Origin of the sequence: Rhodococcoides kyotonense (assembly GCF_001645385.1) — a bacterium.
GTDB classification, from domain to species: domain Bacteria; phylum Actinomycetota; class Actinomycetes; order Mycobacteriales; family Mycobacteriaceae; genus Rhodococcoides; species Rhodococcoides kyotonensis_B.
On record NZ_LVHI01000012.1, the window covers coordinates 170,725 to 182,947 of the forward strand.

Genomic DNA, 12,223 nt, shown 5'->3' on the forward strand with positions numbered 1-12,223 from the left:
CATGACCCAGAACAAGAACCTCGCAGATCTGTCCGCAGCAGGCGTATCCGTCTGGCTCGACGACCTGTCCCGCGACCGCATCAACTCCGGCAACCTGCAGGAGCTGATCGAGAGCAAGAGCGTCGTCGGCGTGACGACCAACCCGTCGATCTTCCAGGCAGCGCTGAGCAAGGGCGACGCCTACGACGCGCAGGTTCGTGAGCTGGCCGAGCGAGGCGCCGACGTCGACGCCACCATCCGCACGGTCACCACCGACGACGTGCGCAACGCGTGCGACATCTTCGCTCCCGTCTTCGAGTCGACGGCAGGAGTCGACGGCCGCGTCTCCATCGAGGTCGATCCCCGCCTGGCGCACGACACCGAGAAGACCGTCGCGCAGGCCGTCGAGCTGTGGAAGATCGTCGACCGCCCGAACGTGCTCATCAAGATTCCCGCGACCGAAGCCGGCATTCCCGCGATCGCCAAGGTCATCGGAGAGGGCATCAGCGTCAACGTCACACTGATCTTCTCCGTCGAGCGGTACGAGGCGGTCATCGGCGCCTACCTCGAGGGACTGGAGGCTGCGCGCGCCGCAGGCCACGATCTGTCCAGAATCCACTCGGTCGCTTCGTTCTTCGTCTCGCGCGTCGACACCGAGATCGATGCACGCCTGGACAAGATCGGCACCCCCGAGGCCGAGGAACTCAAGGGCAAGGCTGCTCTGGCGAACGCTCGCCTGGCCTACGTCGCGTACCAGCAGGCGTTCGAGGTCGGACCGCGTTTCCACGAGCTCGCCGGATCCGGCGGACGTCCGCAGCGCCCGCTGTGGGCGTCGACCGGTGTCAAGAACCCCGCGTACCCGGACACGCTCTACGTCACCGACCTGGTGTCGCCGAACACCGTCAACACGATGCCCGAGAAGACTCTCGATGCTGTCGCCGACCACGGTGAGATCACCGGTGACACGATCTCGGGCAAGGGTCAGGAGTCGCAGGAAGTCTTCGACAAGCTCTCCGCCATCGGCATCGACGTCACCGACGTGTTCCTGACGCTCGAGAACGAGGGTGTCGCCAAGTTCGAGGCGTCGTGGACCGAGTTGCTCGACGCCACCGGCGAACAGCTCCGCCAAGCGGGCCAGAAGAGCTAGAGACGTGACCACCGCAGACACCGAACACAAGGATCCTGCGCAGAACAGTTCCTCGGAGTGGACCAACCCGCTCCGCGATCGAAGTGACAAGCGTCTTCCGCGAATCGCCGGACCGTGCAGTCTCGTGATCTTCGGCGTCACTGGCGATCTCGCTCGTAAGAAGCTCATGCCTGCGGTGTACGACCTGGCGAACCGGGGGCTTCTGCCCCCCGGTTTCGCCCTGGTCGGCTTCGCTCGACGTGAGTGGGGCAAGGAAGATTTCGCCACGATCGTGCACGACGCGGTCCGGGATCACGCGCGTACACCCTTCAGCGAAGAAGTCTGGAACACCCTGGCCGAAGGGTTCCGGTTCGTGCAGGGGTCCTTCGACGACGACGCTGCATTCGACGAACTGTCCCGCACGCTCACCGAGCTGGACGAGACCCGCGGGACGGGCGGCAATCACGCGTTCTATCTGTCGATCCCACCCGGCGCGTTTCCCGTCGTCCTCGAACAGCTCTCTCGCTCCGGGCTGTCCCAGGGCAAGGACGACCAGTGGCGACGCGTCGTCATCGAGAAGCCGTTCGGCCACGACCTTCAGAGCGCTCAGGAGCTCAACGCCGTCGTGAACCGAGTGTTCCCGGAGGACACCGTCTTTCGGATCGATCACTACCTCGGCAAGGAGACGGTTCAGAACATCCTGGCGCTGCGCTTCGCGAACCAGCTGTTCGATCCGATCTGGAATGCGCACTACGTCGACCACGTTCAGATCACGATGGCCGAGGACATCGGATTGGGCGGCCGCGCAGGCTATTACGACGGCATCGGCGCGGCCCGTGACGTGATCCAGAACCACCTGCTGCAGCTGCTCGCGATCACCGCGATGGAGGAACCGGTCAGTTTCAGCCCGTCGGAACTGCAGTCCGAGAAGATCAAGGTGCTGTCGGCGACCAAGCCTGCACTCCCTCTCGGGGAAACCACCGCCCGCGGCCAGTACACCGCGGGGTGGCAGGGCAGCCAGAAGGTCAAGGGGCTCAAGGAAGAAGAGGGATTCGACTCCGAATCCAACACCGAGACGTACGCGGCGATCACCCTGCAGGTCGACACCAGGCGCTGGGGCGGCGTCCCGTTCTACCTGCGCACCGGAAAAGCGTTGGGGCGCAGGGTCACCGAGATCGCCATGGTGTTCAAGCGTGCACCGCACCTGCCGTTCGACGCCACCATGACCGAGGAACTCGGCCAGAACGCGCTCGTCATCCGCGTCCAGCCGGACGAGGGCGTCACCATGCGCTTCGGATCGAAGGTGCCGGGCTCGAGCATGCAGGTGCGCGACGTCAGCATGGACTTCAGCTACGGGCAGGCGTTCACCGAGTCGTCCCCCGAGGCCTACGAACGTCTGATCCTCGACGTTCTGCTCGGCGAGCCGTCGCTGTTTCCCGTCAACGCCGAGGTCGAACTGTCCTGGAAGATTCTCGACCCGATTCTCGAGTACTGGGCGTCCGGCGGCACCGCCGAGCCGTACGAGGCCGGCACGTGGGGACCGACCTCCGGTGACGAGATGATGCACCGCACCGGACGCGAATGGAGAAGGCCGTGATCGTCGACATCCCCCGCACCACCACGGCCGAGGTCGGCAAACAGCTGGTCGAGCTGCGCGAGTCCGGTGGTGCCGTCACCATCGGGCGCGTACTCACGCTCATCGTCGCCAGCCCGGACGCCGAGAAGGCAGAGCGTGCCATCGAGGCCGCGAACGACGCCAGTCGTGAGCACCCGTGTCGTGTCATCGTGCTGACCCACGGTGACCGCGCCGCCGAGTCGAGTCTGGACGCCCAGATTCGCGTCGGAGGCGATGCAGGCGCGTCGGAGGTCGTCGTGCTCAGGCTCAACGGCGAACTGGCGGATCACGAACACAGCGTCGTCATCCCGTTCCTGCTGCCGGACACGCCGATTGTGGCGTGGTGGCCGGACGAGGCTCCTGCGGTTCCTGCGAAGAATCCGTTGGGCCGCTTGGCTATTCGTCGCATCACCGACGCGACGAACGCTCCGGACACGACCGCGGCGATCAAGAGCCGCGTCACCAGTTACCGGCAGGGCGATACCGACCTGTCGTGGAGCCGCATCACGTACTGGCGTGGGCTGCTCGCGACGGCACTCGACCAGCCGCCGCACGAGAAGGTCGTGTCCGTGTCGGTCTCCGGTTTGGCCGAGGAGCCCGCGTTGGACATCCTCGCCGGCTGGCTGGCCGCGAAGCTCGACGTGCCGGTCCACCGGACGACGGGCGAGCTGAGAGTCGAGCTGCATCGCGAGAACAGCAGCATCTCGATCACCCGGCCCCAGACCGGCAAGACTGCCACGCTTCGGCGCACGGGACAGCCCGACGCCGAGGTCGCGCTGGCGCGTCGGGACACGCGTGAATGCCTCGCCGAGGAGCTGCGTCGCCTCGACACGGACGAGATCTACGAACTGGCCCTGAACGGACTGTCGAAGGTGACTTATGAGTGAGACATCGGTTCTGCATTTTCTCGACGCCGACGCGCTCGTCGACGCGGCACGTTCGAGGTTCGTCGACGTCGTCACCTCGGCGCAGGCCGAGCGTGGATCCGCCTCGGTCGTACTGACCGGTGGTGGAACCGGCATCGCACTGCTCGAAGCTCTGCGCAAGGACTCGGGGAACATCGACTGGAGCCGCGTCGACGTCTATTTCGGCGACGAGCGGTTCCTGCCGGCGGGCGATCCCGAACGCAACGAAGTTCAAGCGTCGGACGCCCTGCTGAATCACGTCGACGTGCACCCAGATCGAGTGTTCCGCATGGCCGCGTCGGACGGTCCGCACGAGAGCGACCCCGAGGTGGCTGCGGCGTCGTACGCCCGGGTTCTCGCAGCCCACGCCGACGAGGGTGAGCGGGCGCCGGAGTTCGACGTGCACCTGCTCGGCATGGGAGGCGAGGGACACATCAATTCCCTGTTCCCCCATACCGACGCGGTGCGCGAGACGACGCAGTACGTCATCGCGGTCGAGGACTCCCCCAAGCCGCCACCCGTGCGAATCACGTTGACTCTGCCCGCGATTCGACGTGCGAAGCATGTCTGGCTACTGGTGTCCGGCGAAGCAAAGGCCGAGGCCGTGGCTGCAGCGGTCGGCGGCGCCTCCCCGGACGACGTGCCATCGGCCGGAGCCGTCGGATCCGAGTCGACGGTGTGGTTCGTCGACACGGCGGCCGCGTCGAAGCTGGACACGTAGTACGAGCGGCGAGAACCACGACGGCGTCGAATCTGCTTGTCCGTCAAGCAGGTTCGACGCCGTCGCCGTCTCTCGACAGGTCCCCGGCGGGCGGCGTCGCAAGGCTCGAATCCGTGGCGTCCGTGCCGGCCGACATCTGCGCGCGACCACCGAGAGACCGACGTCCGTGCACGCGATACGCGGTCCCGTCACGCCACGATCGGGCGTCGCTCGAGCACTGTGCCACGGCCTTGTCCCCCTTTGCCTCGACCCGGCTTCCTATCCCTTCTGACGCGGCCGCCGAGGAAACGGTTCCACCAGCGGACTCACCGCGACAGCGACGAGAAGAAGGTCCGGAGATCGTCGATCAACTCGCCCGGCGTTTCCATCGCTGCGAAATGTCCGCCGTGATCGAACTCGGTCCACCGGACGATGTGGTTCTGCTTCTCGGCGATTCCACGAATACTGTTGTCACGCGCGAACACTGCGGCAGCGGTAGGCACACCCGACGAGGTCAGCTCTGCTCCCCACTGCGTCGACTCCTTGTACAGGCGCATCGACGACCCGATGGTCTCGGTGAACCACAGAATGCTGACGTTCGCGAGCAGCATGTCGCGGTCGATCGCGTCGGATAGGGTCTTCGCCGGGTCGATGTAGGTGTTCACGACGTCGATCACCCAGGACAGCAATCCGACCGGTGAATCGGTCAGTGCGGGTGCAAGCGTTGCGGGCCGCGTCGAATGAACAGACGCATACGACGCTGTCTCGGAATTGCTCCAATCTGCCAGCGCCGCAACTTTTTTCCGATCCTCGGCACTGTATCCGCTACCGTCGTCGTCCCACGACGGGATGGTGATCGGTCCGTTCATGTGCACTCCGATGACCTTGTCCGGCGCAATCCGCCCGAGCTGCGGGGCGATGAACGAACCGGCGTCTCCGCCTTGTGCACCGTAGCGGTCGTAGCCGAGTTCGGCCATGAGCCGCGCGATCAGCTCGGCCGAACACACCGTGTCTGCGTCACCGCGCCGGGTCGTGGGGCCCGAGAAGCCGAATCCGGGGAGTGTGGGCACCACGACGTGGAACGCCTGCGCCGTATCGTCGCCGTGGCCACGCGGATCCGTGAGCGGTCCGATCACGTCGCCGAAGTCCTCGAACGGCCATCCGTGAACGAGAACCAACGGAACCGCGTCGGGATCCGGCGACGCGACGTGGACGTAGTGGAGCGTTCGGCCGTCGATGTCTGCGACGAACTGCGGGTACCGATTCAGTCTCTTCTCGTGGGCACGCCAGTCGAACGCCGTGGCCCAGTACTCGGCGAGTTCGCGCAGATACGTGACAGGGACGCCGTACTCCCATCCGACACCGGGAAGGTCGTCCGGCCAGCGGGTGCCGGTCAGACGCCGTCGAAGGTCGTCGAGTTCGGCCTGAGGAATGTCGACACGGAACGGTGATGCCTTGAACGAAGTCATGCCACGCACGGTATGGGCTGTCGAGGACGGCTTCGGTCCTCGACAGCCCATCGAGAACTATTACCCGCTGTTGCGCAACGCCGTCGCTAGACCGTTCATCGTCAACAGAATTCCGCGCTTGACGCGCTCGTCGTCGTCGCCTGCACGGAAGCGCCGCAGCATTTCGACCTGCATCTGGTTCAGCGGCTCGAGATACGGGAACCGGTTGTGCACCGACCGTTCCAGCGCCGGGTTGTCCTCGAGCAATCGGGAATGACCGGTGATCTTCAGGTACATCTCGATGGTCTTCGCGTGTTCGGTCTCGATCATGCCGAAGATGCGATCACGCAAAGCCGTGTCCGGCACCAGCTCGGCGTATCGAGCGGCAATGCCGAGATCCGACTTCGCCATGACCTGAGCGAGATTGGACAGCACCGTCTGGAAGAACGGCCACTTCCGGTACAGGTCGGTCAGCACGGCCAGCTTCTCGTCGTCGCCGTCGACCCATTCCTCGAACGCCGAGCCGGTTCCGTACCACCCCGGAAGCATGACGCGGCACTGACTCCAGGACATGACCCACGGGATCGCCCGGAGGTCGTAGACCGAGTTGGTGGGCTTCCGCGATGCGGGCCTGCTACCGATGTTCAACTCCCCGACCTCGGCGACGGGCGTCGACGTCCGGAAGTACTCGACGAACCCGGGCTCCTCGTGCACCAGACGGCCGTAGGCGGCACGGGCTCTGGCCGCCAGGTCGTCGAGCACGGCGTAGGCCGGTTCGGCCCCGTCGCCCAGACCTTCGACGTCGAGCAACGTCGATTCCAGCGTGCCCGCGACGAGCGATTCGAGGTTGCGCCGTGCCATCGACGGTTCGGCGTACTTCGCCGCGATGATCTCGCCCTGCTCGGTGAGTCGAAGCGAGCCCTGGACGACGCCGGGCGGCTGGGCGAGGATCGCGTCGTAGCTGGGGCCGCCGCCGCGTCCCACGGTGCCGCCGCGACCGTGGAACAGCCGCAGTCGAATTCCCGTGGTGCGCGACGCCTCCAGCAGATCCAGTTCGGCGCGGTACAGCGCCCAGTTGGCCGCGAGGTACCCGCCGTCCTTGTTGGAGTCCGAGTACCCGAGCATGACTTCCTGGTTCATGCCGCGGCCCTCGACGAGAGCTCGGTAGACCGGGACGTTCAGCGTCGCGACGAGCGTCTCGGCGCCCTGCTGCAGGTCTTCGATCGTTTCGAACAGCGGCACGACGCCGACGGTCGACGTCGGGGCCGACCCGTCCGCACCCGGATCGAAGATGCCTGCTTCCTTGAGCAGAAGGGCCGCTTCGAGCATGTCGCTGACCGACTGACACATGCTGATGATGTAGTTCTGGATCGTGTCGGGGCCGAGATGATCGATCGCCGTCTTCGCGGCGCGGACGATGCCGAGTTCCTTGGTCGCAAGGTCGCTCAGTCGGGCGTCGGCTGCCACGAGCGGACGACGCGTCGTCAGCTCCCGAGACAGCAGTGCGACCCGCTCGTCCTCCCCCAGCGACGCGTAGTCCGGATGCACACCGGCCCACGCCAACAGTTCGGCAACGACCTCTTCGTGCGTCTCCGAGTTCTGACGCATGTCCAGGGCCTGCAGATGGAACCCGAACGTCTCGACGGCTTGTCGGAGCGCGAGCAGACGGTCGTCGGCGATCAGTGCGTCGCCGTCGGCACGCAGTGCTCGGTCGATGACGTCGAGATCGTTCAACACGTCCTGCGGGGCGGCATACGGCGTCGCGCCCAGGTCGAGCGCAGAGACAGGCAGCGAGTCGAGCACTGCAACCGCGGTGGCGGTGAGTCGGGCACGAATTCCACGGACTGCGACGCGGTACGGCTCGTCCTCCCGTCGGTCGTCGGGATCTCCCGACTCCGCAGCGAGGGCGGTCAATTCGTCGGCGATGTCGGCCAACCGCGCCGACATCGACAGTTCCTTCTCCAGCGCGACCAACTGGTCCAGGTAGTGCGCGAAGGCGACGTATCCCGCCTGGTGTGTCGCGGTGTGCACGACGTCGCCGGTGACGTTCGGGTTGCCGTCGCGGTCGCCGCCGATCCACGAACCGGGGCGCAGGATCGGCCGCGGCAGCAGACCGTCCTCGGGGTACCGTGTACGCAGTGCGGCACGGACATCCGCGTTCAGCGCCGGGATGACGTCGAAGAGCGATGTCTCGAAGTACCGGAGCCCGACCTCGATCTCGTCCTGGATCCGCAAGCGGGACAAGCGGATCAACGCCGTCTCCCACAGTGTCAGCACCTGACGCCTGATCGAGGCATCAACGGACGCAAGCTCTTTCGCGGCCGACGCCTTGTTCGGCGCCGCAGCCATCGCGACCTCTCGACGACGCATCAGCTCGGTGATCTTGGACTGTACGTCGAACACCGTGCGCCGACGCGTCTCCGTCGGATGCGCCGTGATGACCGGCGAGACAAGGGCATCGGTCAATGCGGACGCGATCCGGTCGCGCGTGAGGTTCGCGGCGTCGAGCTTGAGCCAGGTCGCCTCGAGGCTGCTGTCCTGCGGCGGATCCTCGCGGTCGAGGTGAATCGCGCGTCGACGCTCGCGGTGCAGATCCTCGGCGAGGTTGGCCAGGAGCGAGAAATGACTGAATGCGCGGATGAGCGGAATCGCTTGGGCTACAGCGGTATCGGCGTACATGCCGACGGAGGTGCCTCGATCGACCTCCGAACGGCGGACGGCGAACGATTCGACACGCGCCCGCTCGACGAGGTCGAACGTCTCCTCACCCTCGTGTTCGCGAATGATGTCGCCGAGAATCCCACCGAGATAACGGATGTCCTCGCGCAGCGGTTCGGTCAGCTCGCGACCCTGGGTCGTCGGTGTGACGAACGCAGGAGATCCAGCCGACTCCACAGGGGTTTCACTCATTCGTACAGTATCGCCGAACGCCCCCGCATCCGCAGTTCACACCACGTCGTGTCGGCATGTCTTTACAAATGACCTCGGTGAGGCCGCGACAGTCAGGAGAACTTGATCTCGAGGCCGATGCCGAGAATCGCGATGAGCCAGACGATGCCGGTGAAGATGGTCAAGCGGTCGAGGTTCTTCTCGACGACCGTCGAACTCGACAGAGACGATTGCACGCCGCCACCGAACAGACTGGACAGACCGCCGCCCTTACCCCGGTGCAACAGCACCAGAAGAATCAGCGCCAAGCTGGTGACGACCAGCAAGATATCCAGAAACAGTTCCATGTCCGCCTCACATCGATTCAGCTCACGACCGCTGACAGCCTACCTGTCGAACGCCGACTGCCGTGCCACCGCCTCTCGCGAGACAGTGGCACGGCAGCTCCGGTCGGGTGTCGCCCAGAAGATCAGGGCAGGGGTCCCCCTGCGGCGATGGCCGACAGGGTGGCGAACTCGTCCGCCTTCAACGACGCACCACCGACGAGGGCGCCGTCGACGTCGTTCTGCGCGACGATCTCGCCGACGTTCTTGGCGTTGACCGATCCGCCGTAGAGGATTCGAACGCCGGCCGCGACATCGGCGGACGCCAGCGTCTGCAGTTCCTCGCGAATGGCTGCGCACACTTCCTGCGCATCCGCAGCGCTGGCCACCTTGCCGGTACCGATGGCCCACACGGGCTCGTACGCGATGACGATCTTGGAGATGTCCTCGGCGGACAGCCCCTCGAGCGACGCACGCAGCTGAGCGACGTTGTACGACACGTGCTCACCGGCCTCTCGAATGTTCAGGCCTTCGCCGATGCAGACAATCGGCGTCAGCCCGTGCTTCAGCGCAGCCTTGGTCTTGGCCAGGACCGTCGCGTCGTCCTCGCTGTGCAGCGTGCGGCGCTCGGAATGTCCGACGACGACGAACGTGCATCCCAGCTTGGCGAGCATGCCACCGCTGATCTCACCGGTGTACGCACCCGAGTCGTGAGTCGACACGTCCTGCGCACCGAAGGTGAGCAGCAGCTTGTCACCCTCGATCAGCGTCTGCACGCTGCGGATGTCGGTGAACGGCGGGATGACCGTCACGTCGACCTTGTCGAAGTACTTCGCGGGCAACGAGAACGCGATCTTCTGTACCAACGAGATGGCCTCGAGGTGGTTGAGATTCATCTTCCAGTTGCCGGCGATAAGCGGCTTACGTGCCATCTGTTCAGTCCTCCAGGGCTGCGAGACCGGGGAGCTGCTTGCCCTCGAGGTATCCGAGCGACGCCCCTCCTCCGGTGGAGATGTGCGAGAAACCGTCGTCCGGAAGTCCGAGGGCCCGGACCGCGGCAGCGGAGTCGCCGCCACCGACGACGCTGAAAGCGCCGTTCGAGGTCGCCGCGACGATCGCCTCGGCGAGACCCTTGGTGCCTGCCGCGAACTTCTCGAACTCGAACACACCCATGGGGCCGTTCCAGAACACCGTCTTGGCCGCGCGCAGAACCGCACCGAAACGCTCGACGGACTCCGGGCCGATGTCCAGACCCATCCAGCCGTCGGGAATCTCGTACGACGGCACCGTCTTCGCTTCCGCATCCGCGGAGAACGAATCGGCGACGACGACGTCCTTCGGCAGGTGGATGACGTCACCGAAACGCTCGAGCAGGTCCTTGCACGTGTCGATCATGTCGTCCTGCAGCAGCGACGAACCGACGGACTGTCCCTGAGCCGCGAGGAACGTGAAGCACATTCCGCCGCCGATGACGAGTGTGTCGACCTTCGGTGCCAATGCTTCGATGACCGCGAGCTTGTCGGACACCTTCGAGCCACCCAGCACGACCGCGTACGGGCGCTGCGGGGTCTCGGTCAGCGTCTTCAGGACGTCGACCTCGGTGCCGACCAGGTTGCCCGCGTACGACGGGAGCAACTTCGCGACGTCGTAGACCGACGCCTGCTTGCGGTGGACCACACCGAAGCCGTCGGACACGAACGCACCTTCGCCGTCGGTCAGCGCCACCAACTCGGCGGCGAGCGCGGCACGCTCCGCCTCGTCCTTGCTGGTCTCGCGCGGATCGAAGCGGATGTTCTCGAGCAGGAGGACGTCGCCGTCGGTCAGTCCCTCGGCGCGCGCCTGGGCATCCTGCCCGACGACGTCGCCGGCCAGCTGCACGTGCCTGCCCAGCAGCTCGCCGAGCTTCGACGCGACAGGCGCCAACGAGTACTTCGACTCGGGCTTGCCATCCGGTCGTCCGAGATGCGCCGTCACGATGAGCTTGGCGCCCGCGTCGAGCAGGGCGTTCAGCGTCGGAAGCGACGCGACGATCCGGCCCGGATCGGTGATGACACCGTTCTCGATCGGAACATTGAAGTCCGATCGGACCAGCACAGCGCGGCCGGACACCCCGGCGGCGATCAGATCCTGCAGTGTTTTGACTGCCATGTGATCAGAGAGACTTTCCGACGAGGCCGATGAGATCCGCGAGGCGGTTGGAGTAGCCCCACTCGTTGTCGTACCAGGAGACGATCTTGACCTGGTCGTCGATGACCTTGGTCAGGCCCGCGTCGAAGATCGACGAGTGCGGGTCGGTGACGATGTCCGACGAGACGATCGGATCCTCGGTGTACTTCAGGATGCCCTTCAACGCGCCCTCGGAGGCCGCCTTCATCGCAGCGTTGATGTCCGCGGCGCTGGCCGACTTCTTCAGGTTGGCCGTCAGGTCGGTGACCGAGCCGGTCGGGATCGGCACACGCAGGGCGTAGCCGTCGAGCTTGCCGAGCAGCTGCGGGAGAACCAGGCCGATCGCCTTCGCGGCGCCCGTTCCGGTCGGAACCACGTTCAGAGCGGCAGCGCGCGCACGGCGCAGGTCGCTGTGCGGGCCGTCCTGCAGGTTCTGGTCCTGCGTGTACGCGTGGACGGTCGTCATGAGGCCCTTGACGATGCCGAACTCGTCGTCGAGAACCTTGGCGATCGGTCCGAGGCAGTTGGTGGTGCACGACGCGTTCGAGATGATGTTCTGGCTGCCGTCGTACTTGTCGTCGTTGACGCCCATCACGATGGTGATGTCCTCACCCTTGGCGGGCGCGGAGATGATGACCTTCTTGGCGCCTGCGTCGAGGTGACCCTTGGCCTTGGCCGCATCGGTGAAGATGCCGGTGGACTCCACGACGACGTCGACACCCAGGTCGCCCCACGGAAGTGCGGACGGGCCCTCGCGCAGCGACAACGCCTTGATCTTCTGGTCGCCGACGACGATGGTGTCGTCGCCCTCGAGGCTCACGTCGTGCGGCAGACGGCCGAGGATGGAGTCGTATTTGAGCAGGTGCGCCAGGGTTGCGTTGTCCGTGAGGTCGTTGACAGCCACGATCTCGATGTCGTTGTTGCCCAGAGCTTTCTGCGCATCGACTGCCCTGAAGAAGTTACGTCCGATGCGGCCGAAGCCGTTCACGCCTACCCGGATCGTCACTGTTCGCTCCTAAGTTGTTGAACCGTTTGTCGGATTTCGTGCATGTGGACATCCGCACGCAGCAGA

General features: G+C 65.4%; 10 protein-coding genes. 4 read left to right on the forward strand and 6 right to left on the reverse strand.

What is annotated here, in order from left to right; all coding sequences use genetic code 11:
- The first annotated feature begins 1 nt into the window (after position 1).
- From tal to pgl, 4 genes are read left to right on the forward strand one after another with little or no spacing between them, the layout of a single operon-like run.
- The gene (tal, locus tag A3K89_RS08820; RefSeq protein ID WP_068424246.1) at positions 2 to 1,126 is read left to right on the forward strand and encodes a transaldolase; all 1,125 of its coding nucleotides are present in this window, start codon (positions 2 to 4) and stop codon (positions 1,124 to 1,126) included.
- Positions 1,127 to 1,130: 4 nt separating this feature from the next.
- Positions 1,131 to 2,702: a glucose-6-phosphate dehydrogenase gene (gene zwf, locus A3K89_RS08825; RefSeq protein ID WP_068424248.1), complete on the forward strand. Its 1,572-nt coding sequence runs from the start codon at positions 1,131 to 1,133 to the stop codon at positions 2,700 to 2,702.
- Entirely contained in the window at positions 2,699 to 3,607 is a 909-nt protein-coding gene (gene opcA, locus A3K89_RS08830) for a glucose-6-phosphate dehydrogenase assembly protein OpcA (RefSeq protein ID WP_346764391.1), read from the forward strand. Before zwf ends, opcA begins: the two co-directional genes overlap by 4 nt.
- Positions 3,600 to 4,346 carry a 6-phosphogluconolactonase gene (gene pgl / locus A3K89_RS08835; RefSeq protein ID WP_068424252.1) on the forward strand — a complete coding sequence of 249 codons (747 nt, stop codon included), beginning with the start codon at positions 3,600 to 3,602 and terminating at the stop codon, positions 4,344 to 4,346. Before opcA ends, pgl begins: the two co-directional genes overlap by 8 nt.
- A gap of 305 nt (positions 4,347 to 4,651) precedes the next feature.
- Here the strand turns inward: pgl and A3K89_RS08845 are convergent, their stop codons facing one another.
- From A3K89_RS08845 to gap, 6 genes are all read right to left on the reverse strand, one after another.
- A complete protein-coding gene (locus A3K89_RS08845; RefSeq protein WP_068424256.1) occupies positions 4,652 to 5,794 on the reverse strand; it encodes an epoxide hydrolase family protein in 1,143 nt (380 codons plus the stop codon).
- A 60-nt stretch (positions 5,795 to 5,854) separates the two neighbouring features.
- Positions 5,855 to 8,683, reverse strand: a complete 2,829-nt coding sequence (gene ppc, locus A3K89_RS08850) for a phosphoenolpyruvate carboxylase (protein ID WP_068424258.1) — start codon at positions 8,681 to 8,683, stop codon at positions 5,855 to 5,857.
- 92 nt (positions 8,684 to 8,775) lie between these two features.
- Complete coding sequence (gene secG, locus A3K89_RS08855; protein ID WP_068424261.1) at positions 8,776 to 9,009, reverse strand: preprotein translocase subunit SecG; 234 nt, start codon at positions 9,007 to 9,009, stop codon at positions 8,776 to 8,778.
- A gap of 122 nt (positions 9,010 to 9,131) precedes the next feature.
- Entirely contained in the window at positions 9,132 to 9,917 is a 786-nt protein-coding gene (gene tpiA, locus A3K89_RS08860) for a triose-phosphate isomerase (RefSeq protein WP_068424263.1), read from the reverse strand.
- Positions 9,918 to 9,921: 4 nt separating this feature from the next.
- A complete protein-coding gene (locus A3K89_RS08865) occupies positions 9,922 to 11,133 on the reverse strand; it encodes a phosphoglycerate kinase (protein ID WP_068424265.1) in 1,212 nt (403 codons plus the stop codon).
- Positions 11,134 to 11,137: 4 nt separating this feature from the next.
- Positions 11,138 to 12,157, reverse strand: coding sequence for a type I glyceraldehyde-3-phosphate dehydrogenase (gap, locus tag A3K89_RS08870; RefSeq protein ID WP_068424267.1), 1,020 nt, complete (start codon positions 12,155 to 12,157; stop codon positions 11,138 to 11,140).
- Between the last annotated feature and the right edge of the window lie 66 nt (positions 12,158 to 12,223).